Source organism: Mycobacterium sp. 852002-40037_SCH5390672 (assembly GCF_001665875.1).
GTDB lineage: Bacteria > Actinomycetota > Actinomycetes > Mycobacteriales > Mycobacteriaceae > Mycobacterium.
This window is the reverse complement of record NZ_LZTA01000027.1, coordinates 1-16,826: the sequence shown is the minus strand read 5'-3', so window position 1 is coordinate 16,826 and position 16,826 is coordinate 1. Positions and strand designations below refer to the sequence as shown.

At 67.6% G+C, this 16,826-nt stretch carries 14 protein-coding genes; 6 read left to right on the top strand and 8 right to left on the bottom strand.

Annotation, left to right across the window (positions count from 1 at the left end; all coding sequences use genetic code 11):
* Window positions 1-6 precede the first annotated feature (6 nt).
* The 4 genes from pheT to A5782_RS04855 form a co-directional block, all read right to left on the bottom strand.
* Window positions 7-2,502 carry a phenylalanine--tRNA ligase subunit beta gene (gene pheT, locus A5782_RS04870; protein WP_067096067.1) on the bottom strand — a complete coding sequence of 832 codons (2,496 nt, stop codon included), beginning with the start codon at window positions 2,500-2,502 and terminating at the stop codon, window positions 7-9.
* Window positions 2,502-3,545: a phenylalanine--tRNA ligase subunit alpha gene (gene pheS / locus A5782_RS04865; protein ID WP_067095937.1), complete on the bottom strand. Its 1,044-nt coding sequence runs from the start codon at window positions 3,543-3,545 to the stop codon at window positions 2,502-2,504. The genes pheT and pheS overlap by 1 nt, the downstream gene beginning before the upstream one ends.
* 170 nt (window positions 3,546-3,715) lie before the next feature.
* Window positions 3,716-4,546: a rhomboid-like protein gene (locus A5782_RS04860; RefSeq protein WP_067095932.1), complete on the bottom strand. Its 831-nt coding sequence runs from the start codon at window positions 4,544-4,546 to the stop codon at window positions 3,716-3,718.
* Between the two features lie 9 nt (window positions 4,547-4,555).
* On the bottom strand, window positions 4,556-5,473 hold the full coding sequence (locus tag A5782_RS04855) for an adenylate/guanylate cyclase domain-containing protein (RefSeq protein WP_067095929.1): 918 nt from the start codon (window positions 5,471-5,473) through the stop codon (window positions 4,556-4,558).
* A gap of 209 nt (window positions 5,474-5,682) precedes the next feature.
* On the opposite strand from A5782_RS04855, the gene A5782_RS04850 reads away from it, so the two are divergent.
* The gene (locus A5782_RS04850) at window positions 5,683-6,762 is read left to right on the top strand and encodes an oxygenase MpaB family protein (protein WP_067096064.1); all 1,080 of its coding nucleotides are present in this window, start codon (window positions 5,683-5,685) and stop codon (window positions 6,760-6,762) included.
* On the opposite strand, the gene A5782_RS04845 is transcribed toward A5782_RS04850, so the two are convergent.
* The 4 genes from A5782_RS04845 to infC form a co-directional block, all read right to left on the bottom strand.
* Window positions 6,749-7,549, bottom strand: coding sequence for an RNA methyltransferase (locus tag A5782_RS04845; RefSeq protein ID WP_067095927.1), 801 nt, complete (start codon window positions 7,547-7,549; stop codon window positions 6,749-6,751). The two genes, A5782_RS04850 and A5782_RS04845, sit on opposite strands and share 14 nt — an antisense overlap.
* Window positions 7,550-7,562: 13 nt before the next feature.
* The gene (rplT, locus tag A5782_RS04840) at window positions 7,563-7,958 is read right to left on the bottom strand and encodes a 50S ribosomal protein L20 (RefSeq protein WP_007776071.1); all 396 of its coding nucleotides are present in this window, start codon (window positions 7,956-7,958) and stop codon (window positions 7,563-7,565) included.
* An 80-nt stretch (window positions 7,959-8,038) separates the two neighbouring features.
* Window positions 8,039-8,233 (bottom strand): 50S ribosomal protein L35, encoded by a 195-nt coding sequence (gene rpmI / locus A5782_RS04835; RefSeq protein ID WP_067095926.1) that lies wholly within the window; start codon window positions 8,231-8,233, stop codon window positions 8,039-8,041.
* A 69-nt stretch (window positions 8,234-8,302) separates the two neighbouring features.
* Window positions 8,303-8,911, bottom strand: a complete 609-nt coding sequence (gene infC / locus A5782_RS04830) for a translation initiation factor IF-3 (RefSeq protein ID WP_082942782.1) — start codon at window positions 8,909-8,911, stop codon at window positions 8,303-8,305.
* A 437-nt stretch (window positions 8,912-9,348) separates the two neighbouring features.
* Between infC and lysX the strand changes: the two genes are divergently transcribed.
* From lysX to A5782_RS04805, 5 genes are all read left to right on the top strand, one after another.
* Window positions 9,349-12,726, top strand: coding sequence for a bifunctional lysylphosphatidylglycerol synthetase/lysine--tRNA ligase LysX (lysX, locus tag A5782_RS04825; protein ID WP_369815585.1), 3,378 nt, complete (start codon window positions 9,349-9,351; stop codon window positions 12,724-12,726).
* A gap of 76 nt (window positions 12,727-12,802) precedes the next feature.
* Window positions 12,803-14,287: an alpha/beta hydrolase family protein gene (locus A5782_RS04820; protein WP_197694110.1), complete on the top strand. Its 1,485-nt coding sequence runs from the start codon at window positions 12,803-12,805 to the stop codon at window positions 14,285-14,287.
* Between the two features lie 6 nt (window positions 14,288-14,293).
* Window positions 14,294-14,719, top strand: a complete 426-nt coding sequence (locus tag A5782_RS04815) for a DUF6653 family protein (RefSeq protein ID WP_067095918.1) — start codon at window positions 14,294-14,296, stop codon at window positions 14,717-14,719.
* A gap of 325 nt (window positions 14,720-15,044) precedes the next feature.
* Window positions 15,045-15,710 carry a TetR/AcrR family transcriptional regulator gene (locus tag A5782_RS04810; RefSeq protein WP_067095916.1) on the top strand — a complete coding sequence of 222 codons (666 nt, stop codon included), beginning with the start codon at window positions 15,045-15,047 and terminating at the stop codon, window positions 15,708-15,710.
* 85 nt (window positions 15,711-15,795) lie between these two features.
* Window positions 15,796-16,826: Rv1355c family protein (locus tag A5782_RS04805; protein ID WP_156623800.1), on the top strand; the 1,031-nt coding region annotated here is incomplete at its 3' end.

The following is a 16,826-nucleotide window of genomic DNA, read 5'->3' as shown; positions in this document are numbered from 1 at the left end:
ATTCCCCTAGGCGCGTAGCTCCGCGCCGACCGCCTCGGCGGCGCGGCGCACCGCGGCGTCGCGAGCCGCGGTGGCGTCGTCCTCGGTGAGCGTGCGGTCGGATGCGCGGAACCGCAACGCGAAGGTCAGCGATTTGCGGTCCTCGCCGATCTGCGGGCCGGTGAACACGTCGAACAGTTGAAGGTCTTCCAGCAGCTCCCCCGCGCCGTCGCGAACGGCGTCGGCCACCGCCTGAGCCGGCACGTGCGCGGGTACCACCAGGCTGACGTCCTGGAAGACGGCCGGGAACGGCGACACCCGGGGCGCGGGCAGCGCCGCGACGATCGGCATCGCGTCGAGGTCGAGTTCGAGGGCGCAGGTGCCCTTGGGCAGCCCGGCGCGCTCGATCACCGCGGGATGCAACTGGCCCGCGTAACCCACCCGGGTGTCCCCGACAAGCACTTCGGCGCATCGCCCCGGATGCCACGGCAGGTATTGCGCCGCCCGCAACCGCACGTCGATCCCGCTGGCGCGGGCGATGATGCGCACCGTCTCGAACGCGTCGGCGGCTTCGGCGCGGCGGCCGGGGCCCCAGGGTCCGCGGTGTTCGCGCAGGCCGGTCAGCACCGCGGCGACGTGCTGGGGTTGCCGGGGCAACGACGCGTCGAGCACGGCGATCTCGGCGTCGGTGGGCCGGCGATCCACCGGAATGAGTTGAACCGCGCGAGTTTCCGCGGTCGGCTGTACCACCTGCGCCAGGGCATACAGTGAGATGTCGACCAGGCCGCGAGAGACGTTGCGCACCAATGCTTCCAGCAATGCGGGCAGGAGTGTGGTGGCCAGCTGCGGACGGTCGGCCTCCAGCGGGTTGAGCACGTTGGTCGTCGTGCGTCGCGGGTCGTCGGCCGGCAGACCCCACTGATCGAACACGCCCGCGGGCAAGAACGGGGTCGGCAGGATCTCGACGAAACCGGATTGGGCCAGCGACCTACCGATGGCGCGGCGGCGCTTTTGCACGGCGGACAGGCCCCGGCCGGCCGGGGCGGCCGGCAGCACCGAAGGAATGGCCTCCAGCCCCTCCAGGCGCAGCACCTCCTCGACGAGGTCGGCGGGCTGCACGAGGTCGGGCCGCCAGCTGGGTGGCGTCACCGTCAACGTGTCGCCCCGGTCCGCCACGTCAGCGCCGATCTGGGAGAGCCGCTTGGCGGTCGTGCCCGGCGCATAGCCCACGCCGGCCAGGCGATCCGGCAGGTCGACCGCGATGTCGATCGGCAGCAGCGACCAGTCATCGCGTGGTGGGTCACCTCGCCAGTCGGTCAGCCCCTCCGAGACCACTCCGCCGGCGATGTCGGCGAGCAGCGCGGCACAGCGGTCCAGCGCGGCCACCGAGATGGCCGGGTCCACTCCCCGCTCGTAGCGGCGGGCGGCTTCGCTGGGCAGGTGCAGTCTGCGCTGGGTGCGCGAGACCGCGGCAGGATCCCAGACCGCGGCCTCGAGCAGCACGTCGGTCGAATCGGCGCGCACCTCGGTGCTCGCCGCGCCCATCACACCGCCGATCGCCGTGGTCGCCGTGTCATTGACGATGAGGACGTCGGCCGGTTCGAGTTTGCGCTCGATGTCGTCGAGGGTCACCACCGTCTCGCCGGGCGTGGCGAATCGCACGTCGAAGCTTCCGGTGATGCGGTTGCGGTCGTGGGCGTGCATGGGGTGACCGAGCTCGAGCATCACGTAGTTCGTCACGTCGACAGCCGGGGAGGTCGCGCGGATGCCGGATAGCAACAGCCGGCGCTGCAGCCACCACGGCGACACGGCCGTGGGATCGATGCCGGTGACCGGGCGCAGCGCGAATCGCCGCACGCCGGTGCCGGGTTGCACGGTCAGCGGCCAGGCCTCGCCGTCGACCGGCAGCGGCTTGACCACCTGGCTGCCGGCGGGGTCGACGAAGTCCAGGTCGTAGGCGCAGGCGATTTCGCGTGCCAAGCCCCGCAGCGACATGCAGTAACCGCGGTCGGGTGTGATCGCCAGGTGGAAGATCACGTCGTCGAGCCCCAGCACCGCGGCGGCGGCGGCTCCGGGATCGGCGGTGCCGGGCGGCAGCACCAGGATCCCGGCATGGTCGGTGCCCAAGCCGAGTTCTGCTGCCGAGCAGATCATTCCGTCGGAGTTGCGGCCGTAGGTCTTGCGGGCGGCGATGGTGAAGTCGCCGGGCAGGGTGCTACCGGGCAGCGCCGCGACGATCAGATCTCCGACAGCGAAGTTGGTTGCACCGCAGACGATCTCGCGGTCCTTTCCTTCGCCGACGTCGACGCGGCAGAACCGGATCGGCTTCTTGAAACCGGAAAGTTCTTCGATATCGGTGACTCGGCCCACGGCCAGGGGGCCGTCGACCGGGCCGAGGGTGGCGACCTCTTCGACCTCGTGGCCGATGCGCACCAGCGTCTGCTCGAGCTCCGCGGGAGCGACGTCCCAGTCCGGAGCACCGGCTGCCACGACCTCACGTAGCCAGCTGTACGGAACGCGCATCATGCACCCACTCCGAACGGCAGCGAGAACCGGACGTCGCCCTCGACCATGTCGCGCATGTCCGGAATCCCGTTGCGGAACTGCAGCGTTCGTTCCAGGCCCATGCCGAATGCGAAGCCGGAATAGACATCCGCGTCAATCCCCGCGGCCCGCAACACGTTTGGATGCACCATGCCGCAGCCGCCCCACTCCACCCAGCCGGCACCGCCCTTCTTGCCGACGAACCAGACGTCGACCTCGGCGGAGGGTTCGGTGAACGGAAAGAAGTGCGGCCGGATCCGGGTGCGCGCCTCGGGACCGAACTCGGCCCGCGCGAAGGCATCCAGCGTTCCCCTCAGATGTGCCATGGTCAGGCCGCGGTCCACCGCCAGACCCTCGACCTGATGGAACACCGGCGTGTGGGTGGCGTCGAGTTCGTCGGTGCGAAACGTGCGGCCGATCGAGACGATGTAGACGGGCAACTCGCGGGCGAGCAGGGTGCGCACCTGCACCGGCGAGGTGTGGGTGCGCAAGAGTTGCCGGGAATCGTCGGGCGCGACGTAGAAAGTGTCCTGTTCGCTGCGCGCGGGGTGGTCGGCCGGGAAGTTGAGCGCGTCGAAGTTGAACTGCTCGGTCTCGACCTCGGGGCCCTCGGCCAGTTCCCAGCCCATGGCGATGAAGGTGTCGGCGATGTGTTCGGCCAGGATTGTGATCGGGTGCCGCGCGCCGGTCGGCTGTCGGGTCGACGGCAGCGTGACGTCGATGCCTTCGGCGACCAGCACCGCGGCGTCGCGTTCGGCGCGCAGTTCCGCGAGCCGCTCGTCGTAGCCCTGCTGGGCTTCGGTTCGGGCGGCGTTGACCCGCTTACCGGCATCGGCGCGCTCATCCTTGGCGACGCCGCCCAGCGCCTGGCGCGCCAGCGCCAGCGGTGAGCGGTCACCGAGGTGCTCGGTCTTGACGCGCGCCAGTGTGTCGAGATCGCCGGCCCGCGTGAAGGCTTCCCGGGCGGCGCTGACCGCTGTGGCCAAGGCTTCCGGCGACAGGTCGACGGGTTGATCACCCACGCGGCGACACTCTCCTTGCTGACGAGGCTGTTCGGGCTGCCCGCATCGATGTGCTTCCGCGCGGCACGGGTCGAGTGCTGATCATAGTGATTCGACGCGTGGAGTCCGCCGGGCGCTGGGCGGTTTCGATGGCGGGTGGCCGCTGCAGGCCACCGACAGCCGCTGGTTGGTTAGCCGGTGACGGCCGGCTGCGGACCGCTCAGCGTGTCGTCTCCCAGCGCGGGACCCTCCGGCGTGGCGACGCCAAGGCCCCGATCGCCGGCGAGCTTCGCCACCTTGTAGGCGACGAAGGCACCCATGACACCGAACACCGGCGTCGCGGCCATGGTCCCCCAGTGGTGGGCCAGCATCAGGAAGCCGAAGCCCGAGGAGGCCGCCAGCATCAGGTAGCGCGCCGGCGTCCAGTGGATCGGCTGGCGGAACCGGGCGGAGACCAGCACACCGAGGATCACGGCGACGGTGTGGCCGGCGTCGGTGAAGTCGCCGCCGATGATCGCCGAAGCGATACCCGCCGACACCCACCAGCCCACCCAGGCGGCCCGCCAGCGTGACGGAATCACCGCCGTCATCGCGCCGAGCACCGCCAGCGCGCCGTAGCTCATGCCGACGTCACTGGCCCGGGTGATCGACCCCGGCAGCCAGCCGAACTCGACCGACGCGGCCAGGGCGGCGGCCACCAGCAGCGTCGCGCCGATGTGGCCGACGACGAAGGCAACCACCAGCCGGATGGTGCGCAGATGCAGCTCCGCCAGCGCCAGCAGGCAGGTCAGGAAGGGCAGCCAGAAATAGAGCGGACCGGCGTCGACCACCAGCGCGCTGCCCAGCAGCGTGCCCAGGTGGCCGTGGGCCAGGTTGTGCACGTTGGTGCTGGCGCGCTGAACGATGACGTCATGCGCGTGCGGGCCGAGGGCCAGGATGGCGCAACTGATGGCGAGCAGCAGTGCCGCATACCCCACAGTGAATTGGACCCGGGCGAGCCGGGACACGATGCCCCCTAGCATTGGCATCCATTATGGCTGCGGTTTTGCTTCGGCTGTGTCATCAGGGCCTGACAACTCCTTAAGAGTCTTGAGGCGATATATCGCCAAATCGTCGGGGATGCCGGCGGGCTTCGGCCCGAAAACAGGCTTCCTCGTGCGTTTGGCCTCGACGCCCAACGCGTCCAACTCGCTTTGCGGTATGAGATCTAACGTTGAACTCGACACCATGATTCCACCCTTGGTGGCTCTTTCCATAACTCGTGCGGCGATATTCACATCGACGCCGAGCCAGTCCGCGGCCAGCCGCTGCGGTCGCCCGGTGTGGATCCCGACCCGCATCCGGGGCGTGTAGCCGTCCACCTCGACCGATTTCAGCGCCTGCTTGGCGGCCAGCGCGGCCCGCACAGCAACCGTCGGATCACCGAATACCGCCATGATGCCGTCACCCATCCGTTTGACGATGTGCCCGCCGGCATCGAGCAAGGGTGGCTCGAGGGCCCGCGCCACCTGCCGGAGCAGCGCAAGGGCCGCGTCGTCGCCGGCTTGCAGGGACCACGTCGAGAAGCCCACCAGGTCGGTGAAGACCAGCGTCACCTCCGGATTGGCCGGCCGGCGCGAAACCCCTTCGGTCAGCGCCTGCCACAGCTGCAGCACTCCGAGGCTGACCTCGCGCGACACCGCGTCACGGTCCCCCAGCAGCCGGTCGGCCGCGCGCGCCGCGGCGCGCGGACCGCCGTCGCCCGCCGTGGACAGCGGATCACCGAACTCGGGGTCGCCGGGCAACAGTCGGCGCGCACGCCGGATGAAGGCAACCGCCCCGGGGCTGCGGTTGCGGCTGTGCAGCCATTGAGTCGCGCTGTGCACCGACAGGGCAGAGCGCTGCGGCGCGGATTGCGCCTGGGATTCTTCGGGCTCGCCCGAGTCCAGATCGCGACGCGCCAGTTCCACCCGGCCAGGTTATTTGTTTTCTTCAGAGGCAGGCAACGACAGGCCCGGACAGTTCGGCCGTATGTGTCACATCTCGCATCGAACCGCCTGATCACGGTGGCGCCACACCGGTATGGAAGCTCGATAACACCCGGGCGGACACGTCGCCGAATCGTAGACAACGCGCGTTGTCAAAGTTATCGTGAGCGCAATTGGAGCAGGAGGCCGCGATGACTGGCACTGTGCATGCTTGCGGGACTGAATCCGCTGATCCGCTCGGACCCGACTCCCTGACCTGGAAGTATTTCGGCGACCTGCGCACCGGAATGATGGGCGTGTGGATCGGGGCGATCCAGAACATGTACCCCGAACTCGGCGCGGCCGTCGAGGAGCACTCGATCGTGCTGCGGGAGCCGCTGCAGCGGGTGGCCCGGTCGGTCTACCCGATCATGGGGGTCGTCTACGACGGCGACCGGGCATCGCAGACCGGCCGGCAGATCACCAGCTACCACCACACCATCAAGGGAACCGACACCGCCGGGCGGCGTTACCACGCCCTCAACCCGGAGACCTTCTACTGGGCACACGCCACGTTTTTCATGCTGATCGTCAAGGTCGCCGAGTACTTCTGCGGCGGCCTGACCGAGGCTGAGAAGCGGCAACTCTTCGCCGAGCACGTGCAGTGGTACCGGATGTACGGGATGAGCATGCGGCCGGTGCCCGAATCGTGGGAAGAATTCCAGGAGTACTGGGAGCGCACCGGCCGCGACACCCTGGAGATCAACCGGGCGACGCTGGACATCTTCGAGATGCGCATCCCGAAGCCCAAATTCGTGTTGATGCCGACACCGATCTGGGATCAGATCTTCAAGCCGCTGGTCGCCGGCCAGCGCTGGATCGCGGCGGGACTCTTCGAGCCCGCGGTGCGCGAGAAGGCGGGACTGCACTGGACACCGGGCGACGAGGTGCTGTTGCGTTTGTTCGGCAAGATCGTCGAACTGGCGTTCCTGGCGGTGCCCGACGAAATCCGGCTGCATCCGCGCGCGCTGGCCGCCTACCGCCGAGCGCAGGGACGGCTGGCCAGCGACGCGCCGCTGGTCGAGGCCCCGCCGTTCATGGCGCCACCGCGCGACCGCCGCGGGCTGCCGATGCATTACTTTCCGCCGGCGGCCAAGTCGCCGTTCGACCCCGCGCTGCAACCCGCGCGGGCGCTGATGGAACGCGCCGGCTCCCTGGTGCATACGACGCTGTCGCTGGCCGGCCTGCGCGCCGGGCGGGGCCGGCCGAAACGGTCGGCTAAGGCCGCGTAGGCAGGCTCAGCGCCCGCGCGCTCTGATACAGACAGATGGCCGCGGCCGACGCCACATTGAGGCTCTCCGCACCGCCGGCCATCGGGATGCGCATCCGGTGGTCGGCCGCCGTTGCGATTTCGATTGGCAGACCGTGTGATTCGGGCCCGAACAGCCATGCCGTCGGCGTGCCGAGCAGTTCGGTGGCCTCGTCGAGCCGCGTCTCGCCGTCCACGGTGGTGGCGAGCACCTGCAGTCCCGCGGCACGCACTGCTTCGACCGCGGCGCGGGTATCCGGGGCGACGACGACCGGGACCGAGAAGATGCTGCCGGCCGACGCGCGCAGGCACTTGCCGTTGTACGGGTCGACGCTGTGGCCGCCGAGGATCACGCCGGCCGCGCCCATGGCGTCGGCGAGGCGAATGAGGGTGCCCGCGTTGCCCGGCTCGCTGATGTCGACGGCGACTGCGACCAGCGCAGGCGTGCCGGTGAGCACGTCGGAAAGTTGCGTCGCCGGCGTTTCGCACACGGCGACCAGTCCCGCCGGGGTGACGGTGTCGGACAGCGCTTTTGCCGCGCGCTCGGTGACCGGGTGGACCGGGCATTGCGCGCAATCCAAAGTCGCCAGCAGCGACGCATGACGCTGCTGGGCGACTTCGGTGACGAAGACGTCGCGTACCAAGCCGCGGCGGGCGGCGGCCTCGACGAGGTTAGGGCCTTCGGCCAGGAATCGGCCTGCCCGCCGGCGGCCGACGTGGCGATGCAACTTGACCGCCGCAGCGACCCTGGCCGAACGTTCGGTCAGCACCTGCCGTCGCGGGTTAGGCCGCTTCTCCCGAATCGGAGGGAGCATTGACATCCTCGGGCAGTGCCGCCCGCGCGATGTCAACCAGCGCCGTGAAGGCGGCCGGGTCGGCGATCGCGATGTCGGACAGGTTCTTTCGGTCCACTTCCACCCCGGCGGCCTTGAGGCCCTGGATCAGCCGGTTGTAGGTGATGTCGTTGGCGCGCGCCGCCGCGTTGATCCGTGAAATCCACAGTTTGCGGAACTCGCCCTTGCGCGCACGACGGTCGCGGTAGGCGTAGTTCAGTGAATGAAGTTGCTGCTCTTTGGCCTTGCGGTAGAGCCGGGATCGCTGGCCGCGATAGCCCTTCGAGGCCTTCAGGATGCTGCGCCTCTTCTTGTGGGCGTTGACCGCCCGCTTCACGCGTGCCATTGGATGTTCCTACTCTCGTTCAAGATTAGTTGGTGGGGTTGCCGTGCCAGCTCGCGCTGCGGGTCTGGCCGACGCGGTGGTCAGCCGTTCAGCAGGCTGTTAACTCGCTTGGTGTCGTTGGCCGACACCGCGGTCCGGCCGTCGAGGCGCCGGGTTCGTTTCGTCGGCTTGTGTTCGAGCAGATGCCGGCGGTTGGCCTGCTGACGAACGATCTTGCCGGTTCCGGTGCGTCGGAACCGCTTTGACGCCCCGCTGTGGGTCTTGGCTTTGGGCATGTTTCCTCTGTTCTGTGAAGTGCTCGAGCGCTCTGTGCAGTACTCGAGCTCTCGGGAGTTTCCGTTAGGTCAGTTCGACGAGGGGTCGGCTTCGGCGGCCGCATCGGAATCCGGTGCGACGTCGCCCTCGGGCCCTTCCGGATGCCGCGCCTTGGCGCGAGTCTTCGCGCCGCGATGCGGTGCCAGCACCATCGTCATGTTGCGGCCGTCCTGCTTGGCGGACGTTTCGACGAAGCCGTATTCGGCGACGTCCGCACCCAGGCGCTGAAGCAACCGATAGCCCAGCTCGGGCCGCGACTGCTCACGTCCGCGGAACATGATGGTGACCTTCACCTTCGATCCCGCCTCCAGGAAGCGGATGACGTGGCCCTTTTTGGTCTCGTAGTCGTGATCGTCGATTTTCGGTCGCAGCTTTTGTTCTTTGACGACGGTCTGCTGCTGGTTCCGGCGGGATTCGCGCGCCTTTTGCGCCGCTTCGTATTTGAACTTGCCGTAGTCCATGATCTTGCAGACCGGTGGTCTGGCGTTCGGGGCAACTTCGACAAGGTCGAGATCGGCGTCCGCAGCGACGCGCAGTGCGTCTTCGATGCGCACTATGCCTACCTGCTCTCCCCCTGGGCCGATCAATCGGACTTCAGGTACGCGAATGCGCTCGTTGACGCGGGTCTCAGTGCTGATGGGGCCTCCCTTGTTGGGCTTCTCTATGTCCTGCGGTCACAACCAGTTGCCTGGGTCGGTCCGGGAAGCAGCGGCGGAGACACCACACCACTAGCAAAAAAGCCCTGCACAAGCAGGGCCCAATGCCGACCGATCACGGCAGGAAAACTACTCGAGCCGCCCGCGTTGCTCGCGGAACAGGCATACGCGATGCCTGTGACCGGACCACTGAACCTGGGAAGATCCGCAACGGGATTTCATCGGCTCGCGGTGGGAGTGGGACTCCACTTAACTGTTCCTGGCATTCGCCGGGATGGTCGCAGGCGCTAGTTTAGCAGCCTTGAGGTGGCTTTTAGCACTTCGGCCGGACGACCGCGCTGCAACCGGCTTCAACCCGGCCCGAAAACATGTCCAAACTCGTGCCCGCCACTCTTAGCGCTTCGACAAGCTTTTCACGGATTGAGGGCATATCCTCGCGGTCTGTGACACTCGCTACGCCTGGTTCGGGTCCTCGTTCGGGGCCGCGTTTGGGGCCTCGCGGCCGGACGAACTCGCGGTATCGCTGGGTGCCGGCAGCGGCCGGGTGGACCGTGGGCGTCATCGCCACCGTGTCACTGCTGGGCAGCGTGTCCCCGCTGATCAGGTACCTGATCAAGGTCCCGCGCGAGTTCATCAACGATTACCTGTTCAACTTCCCGGACACCAGCATCGCGTGGTCGTTCGTCCTGGCTTTGCTGGCCGCGGCCCTGACCGCCCGTAAGCGCATCGCCTGGCTGCTGTTGCTGGCCAACATGATTCTGGCCGCCGCGCTGAACGCCGCCGACATCGCCGCGGGCGACAACACCGCCGCCGAGATCTTCGGCGAGAACCTCGGCTTCGCCATACACATCGTCGCGATCGTCCTGCTGGTGCTGGCCTACCGCGAGTTCTGGGCCAAGGTCCGCAAGGGCGCCCTGGTCAAGGCGGCCGCGGTGTTGGTGGCCGGGGACGTGGTGGGGATCCTGCTGTCCTGGGGTCTGGTGGAGTTGTTCCCCGGAACGCTCGCCCGCCAGGACCGGCTGCCGTACGTGGCCAACCGGGTGGTCGGATTCGCGCTCGCGGATCCGGACCTGTTCACCGGCCGGCCGCACGTCTTCCTCAACGCGATCTTCGGGTTGTTCGGTGCGCTGGCACTGATCTTGGCGACGATCGTGCTGTTCCAATCCCAGCGCGCGGAGAACGCGCTGACCGGTGAGGACGAATCCGCCATCCGCGGGCTGCTCGAGTTGTACGGCAAGAACGACTCCCTGGGTTACTTCGCCACCCGCCGCGACAAGTCGGTGGTCTTCGCCCAAACCGGGCGCGCGGCCATCACCTACCGGGTCGAAATCGGCGTCTGCCTGGCCAGCGGTGACCCGATCGGTGATCCCAGGGCGTGGCCGCAGGCCGTCGACGCCTGGCTGGGTCTGTGCCAAACCTACGGCTGGGCCCCCGGTGTGATGGGCGCCAGCACCCAGGGAGCGCGGGCCTATCGCGAAGGCGGTCTGAACGCGCTCGAGCTCGGTGACGAAGCCATTCTGCGTACCTCCGATTTCAAGCTCTCCGGCCCCGATATGCGTGGCGTCCGCCAGGCCGTGACCCGGGCCCGCCGGGCGGGACTGACCGTGCGGATCCGGCGGCACCGCGATATCACCGCCGAAGCGATGGCGGACACCGTCGCCCGTGCCGACGCCTGGCGGGATACCCAGACCGAGCGCGGCTTCTCCATGGCGCTGGGCCGGCTCGGCGACCCCGCCGACGGCGACTGCCTGCTGGTCGAAGCGCTGGACCGCGACGACAGCGTCGTGGCGATGCTGTCGCTGGTTCCGTGGGGAACCACCGGTGTTTCCCTGGACTTGATGCGCCGTTCGCCGCAGTCCCCCAACGGCACCATCGAGCTGATGGTCAGCGAGCTGGCGCTCAACGGCGAAACCCTTGGCATCACCCGTATTTCACTGAACTTCGCGATGTTCCGCTCGGCATTCGAACAGGGTGCCCAGCTCGGCGCCGGGCCCGTCGCCCGGCTGTGGCGGGGGCTGTTGCTGTTCTTCTCGCGGTGGTGGCAGTTGGAGACCCTGTACCGCTCCAACATGAAGTACCAACCCGATTGGGTGCCGCGTTACGCCTGTTATGAGGACGCCCGCCTTATTCCGCGGGTCGGCGTCGCTTCGGCCCTGGCCGAGGGATTCCTGGTGTTGCCGTTCGGCCGGCGCAAGACGCACACCGGCCACTATCCCGCGGTCCCGCAACGACTCGCGGAATCCGGGCTGCTACATCACGACGGCAGCGCGCCGGACGTCAGCGGACTGCGGGAACGCGGGCAGTCCGCAGACGAGGAAGAGTCCAGGTCTCGTCTGCCCGAACAAGTCCGGGTGCGCCTGTCCAAGCTGAAAGCCCTGCAGCACCACGGTGTTGACGCCTACCCGGTGGGATCCCCGCCCACCCACACGATCGTCCGCGCCCTGGACGCCGACGATCAGGAAAGCGTGACGGTGGCGGGACGGATCCTGCGGATCCGCGACTACGGCGGGGTGCTGTTCGCCGACCTGCGTGACTGGTCGGGTCAAATGCAAGTGCTGCTGGACAATTCGCAGCTGCACCAGGGACGGACCGCCGACTTCACCGCGGCCATCGACCTGGGCGACCTGGTCGAGGTGTCCGGGCACATGGGCTTTTCCAAGAAGGGAACCCGCTCGCTGATCGTCGCCGACTGGCGGATGATCGGGAAGTGCCTGCGGCCGTTGCCGAATAAGTGGAAGGGGCTGACCGATCCCGAGGCGCGGGTGCGGACCCGCTACGTCGACCTGGCCGTCAATCCCGAGTCGCGCGAATTGATCAGGGCGCGCAGCGACGTGTTGCGCTCGGTCAGGCAGACGCTGTTCGCCAAGGAGTTCATCGAGGTCGAGACCCCGATCCTGCAACAGATCCACGGCGGAGCCACCGCCCGCCCCTTCGTCACGCACATCAACACCTACGACCTGGACCTGTTCCTGCGCATCGCACCGGAGCTCTACCTGAAGCGGTTGTGCGTCGGCGGCGTGGAGCGAGTCTTCGAATTGGGGCGGGCGTTTCGCAACGAGGGTGTCGACTTCAGCCACAACCCGGAGTTCACCTTGCTGGAGGCCTACCAGGCACACGCCGACTACAAGGTGTGGATCGACGGATGCCGTGAGCTCATCCAGAACGCCGCCGAGGCCGCGCACGGCGAGCAGATCGTGATGCGGCACGGCGCCGGCGGGACCGACGGCCGGCTGGAACCTGTCGACATATCCGGGGTCTGGGCGGTCAAGACCGTCTACGACGCCGTATCCGAAGCGCTCGGCGAGCGCGTCGACCCGGCCACGTCGTTGTCCACCCTGCGCAAGCTGTCCGATGCCGCGCGCATCCCCTATCGGGCGCACTGGGATGCCGGCGCGGTGGTGCTGGAACTGTATGAGCACCTGGTCGAGGACCGGACCGAGGAGCCGACGTTCTATATCGACTTCCCGACGTCGGTGTCGCCGCTGACGCGGCCGCACCGCACCCAACCGGGTGTCGCCGAGCGGTGGGACCTGGTGGCCTGGGGGGTCGAGCTGGCCACCGCCTACAGCGAGCTCACCGATCCGGTCGAGCAGCGCCGCCGCCTGCAGGAGCAGTCGCTGTTAGCTGCCGGCGGGGATCCCGAGGCGATGGAGCTCGATGAGGACTTCCTGCAGGCGATGGAATACGCGATGCCGCCCACCGGCGGGCTGGGAATGGGCGTCGATCGGCTCGTCATGCTCATAACGGGCCGCAGTATCCGCGAGACATTGCCATTTCCGCTGGCCAAACCGCATTAGGGCAGCCCCGAACGTCCAGAGAGCCCAGAGCGAACATTCGGTAAATTTGTTCCAGGCCGGTTACCAATGGATCACAATGGGTCACGTGACAACCCCGACGGACGGCGCTCCCGCGCAGTTCCTGGCAAGTAGCCACACCTCGCTGATGCATGGCTGGGTGCCGACGACGATCCAGGTGCTTGCCGCGGTTGTGCTGATGCTCGCGGTCGGCTGGCGATCGCGCCGCTGGCGCACCGTGTGGATGCCGGTGGCCGCGCTGGCCGGTGGGGTCGCGGCCTACCTGACGCACTGGTACATCGTGGACCGCGGGCTCTCCGATGACCCCGCGCCGGCGGCGCTGTGGCTCTGGATCACGCTGACGGGCACGGCGGCGGCGGTGCTGGTCCTGGGCTGGCGTACCGCGCGCCGCTGGCGGCGTGGCGCCGCGGTGCTGGCCGTGCCCCTGTGCTTGCTGAGCGCGGCGCTGGTGCTCAACCTCTGGGTTGGCTACTTCCCCACCGTGCAGTCCGCGTGGAGCCAGCTGACGTCCGGCCCGCTGCCCGATCAGACCGATCAGGCCACCGTTACCGCGATGGCCGCCAAGGGAACCCGACCACCGCACGGCACCGTCGTGCCGGTGGCGATCCCCTCGGACGGATCACACTTCAAACACCGTGGTGAGCTGGTCTACCTGCCGCCCGAATGGTTCGCGACCACTCCTCCTCCACCGCTGCCGACGGTGATGATGATCGGTGGCCAGTTCAACACGCCGGCGGACTGGACGCGAGCGGGCAATGCGGTCAAGACGATCGACGACTTCGCGGCCGCGCACGACGGCAAGGCTCCGGTGCTGGTGTTTGTGGATTCCGGCGGCGCGTTCAACAACGACACCGAATGCGTCAACGGGGTTCGGGGCAATGCGGCCGATCACCTGACCAAAGACGTTGTGCCGTTCATGATTTCGACTTTTGGGGTCAGCGCCCACCGGTCCAACTGGGGTGTCGCGGGCTGGTCCATGGGCGGAACCTGCGCCGTGGATTTGACCGTCATGCACCCCGAGCTGTTCAGCGCGTTCGTCGACGTGGCCGGTGATTTCTTTCCGAACGCCGGCAACAAGGCCCAAACCATCGCCAGGCTGTTCGGCGGAAATGCCGACGCCTGGGCGGCATTCGATCCGACCACGGTGATCAACCGGCACGGCCACTACCGCGACGTGGCGGGCTGGTTCGCGATCTCGTCCGACGGCCCGCCCGCGCCACGCCGTGACGTCCAGCTCACCGACAGCGGCGCCATCCGTCTCGCCGCACGCGACGCGGCCGCCAACCCCGGCAATCAGACCGCGGCCGCCTACTCTCTGTGTGCGCTCAGCCGCTCCAACGGAATCGACTGCGCGGTGGTTCCGCAGCCCGGCAGGCACGATTGGCCATTCGCGGATCGCGTGTTCGCGACCTCGTTGCCCTGGCTGGCCGGGGAGCTGGGCACGCCGGGAATCCCGCGGACACCGTTGCCCACCGCCTCCGCGCCTGCCGCCGGCACCCCGGTGGTCGTGCCGGCCGAACGTTCCAACACCGCCAAGCGGTAGCGCGCGGTGTCATCCGTTGCGCGCGTTCGGCGTGCAGTCTTCGCGCGGCACTGCCATCCGTTCAGCGCATGGAGTCGTTGGGCCAGCACGCCGCTTATCCTGGTCCCGGTCTGGACGCGGCGACGGGCCCATGCGGTATGGATTGCATTGTGGTTGGCCGTGAATCCCGTGGTCTTCGGCAAGCCCGCGCATCACCGCGCATGGTCGACGCGGGCGATGCTGGGTGAAGAGCTGTGGATCAGCGACCGGCCACGCGATGCGGCGATGTTGGTCAGCGCGGCGACGTCGGCGGCCGCGTTGGTGGCGGTAGTCGCCGCGCGCCGGCATCGGCTACGGCCGGCGCTGATCGCCCTGGTGGTGCAGATGGCGCTGACGCTGGTGTACTGGCAACAGATGGTTCGGTATCTCGACCGGCAGTCGGCCGTAACGTAACGGGACCTTCTGCGTGGGAACACCCTTCGTCGAAAAGAACGCGCACGGCTACCTGAGGTGCGCATCAAAGAAGGTGACGACCCGCCGCCAGGCGTCCTCGCCTCCTGTTCCGATAGTGCTGGGATAATTGACCTCGACCACGGCGCTTGGCTATTGATATTGCTGCGCAAAGACATCGGCTAAAACTGCCCCGCGGGAAAGTCGCATTCACTTGCCGCGCCCCGACTTCCGCCCCGTCGGTCGAGGAACTGTCAGCAAAACAATATGTATATAAGGTAAGTCGATCGTTGTATATCGACATACGGTGCGGAAGTATTGTCGAGCGATGGAATCCAGCCGGATGTTCCCCTACGAACCGCCTCCGCCGGTCGCGCCAACGGCCAAGGATCGGATTCGCGACGCCACCCTGAGCTGCTTTGCCGCGCACGGCATTGCCGCCACGTCGCTCCGCACGATCGCCGAGGCCGCCGGGGTGTCAGTCGGGCTGGTGCAGCACCACTTCCGCACCAAGGCGGCGCTCACCGCCGCCGTCAATCAGTACGTGGTGCAGGTGGTCGGCGAGGCGCTGGAACCGACGGCGCTTTCCGACGTACCCGCCGACGGGCTCGACGAGGCCGGCCGCCGCCTGACCTCATTGATGGCAGAACGCCCCGACCTGATGGCCTACCTCGGGCGCGCGCTCGCCGAGGGCGGCGCATTCGGATCGGTCATCTTCACCGGACTTTTGGGCATCAGCACAGCTCAGCGCGACGAGTTCTCCCGACGAAGCAAGACCCATCCCGACCTCGATCCCGATTGGGCGGCGCTGAACCCGTTGATTCTGCGTGTCGGCGCGATCATTCTGCATCCCTACATCGAGCTATACCTGCGAGAGTCGTTCTTTACCGAGCCGCAGTTGCGACGCTGGGATGCAGCCGTCACCAACCTCATACGGCATGGCCAATTCCTCGATGAAGCGGAACCCCCGGGATCAAGTCGTCACCGCGTGTGAGATCGCCGACAACGCTGAGGTTGCGCGACGGAAACCGGGTCAAACCCGGTCCGGCTTGCCGTCCGGGTGCTATACACGAAGCACCATGGATGAGGCCGCCGTATCCGCTTACTCCGCGCAGATTCTCGATGCCGACGCGCCCGACGACGACGCGGTGTTGCGGCGGCTCCAAGGCGATCCCAGCGTGGAGTTCATCGACCGACTCGACGCACAGGTGGCCAATCTGGGCAGCCTTCGACCCAGCCCGGATCGTGAGCTCCTCGCCGAGCCCCCGCGATGGGCCTACTATCCCTGGCGGCGCACCGTTGTGGTGATCCTGGGTCCGCGCGGATACCGCGCGGTACGCCTGGACCGCAACCGCAACAACATCACCCCGGCGGAACAGGATCGCCTCGGCGCGCTGCGCATCGGCGTAGCCGGCCTCAGCGTCGGTCATGTAATCGCGCACACCCTGGCCGCCCAGGGATTGTGCGGCCGCCTCCGGCTGGCCGACTTCGATCACCTCGAGCTGTCGAACCTGAATCGGGTGCCTGCCAGCGTGTTCGACCTCGGTGTCAACAAAGCTTGTGTGGCGGCACGCCGGATCGCCGAACTCGACCCGTACCTACCGGTCGAGGTGTTTGACGCCGGGCTGACATTCGATAGCGTCGACTCGTTTCTGGACGGGCTCGACATCGTCATCGAAGAATGCGATTCGCTGGACATGAAGGCGGTGCTGCGGGAAGGCGCCCGCGCGCGCCGGATTCCGGTGTTGATGGCCACCAGTGATCGCGGACTGGTCGATGTGGAGCGTTTCGATCAAGAACCTCAGCGCCCGATTCTGCATGGTCTACTCGGCGACCTGGACCTCGGGCTCCTACCCGGCATGAGCAGCCGCGACAAGGTGCCCCATATCCTGCGTCACCTTGAAGCAGAACGCCTTTCGCCCCGCACGGCCGCCTCACTGCTAGAGATCGACCGCACGGTATCGACCTGGCCGCAGGTGGCCTCCGATGTCGTTCTGGGCGCGTCTGCATTGGCCGAGGGGGTGCGCAGAATCGGGCTCGGCGAGGAGCTGCACTCGGGCCGAACTCGCATCGATATTGGCTGGGCGCTCGACCAACTCAGCGAACCCGA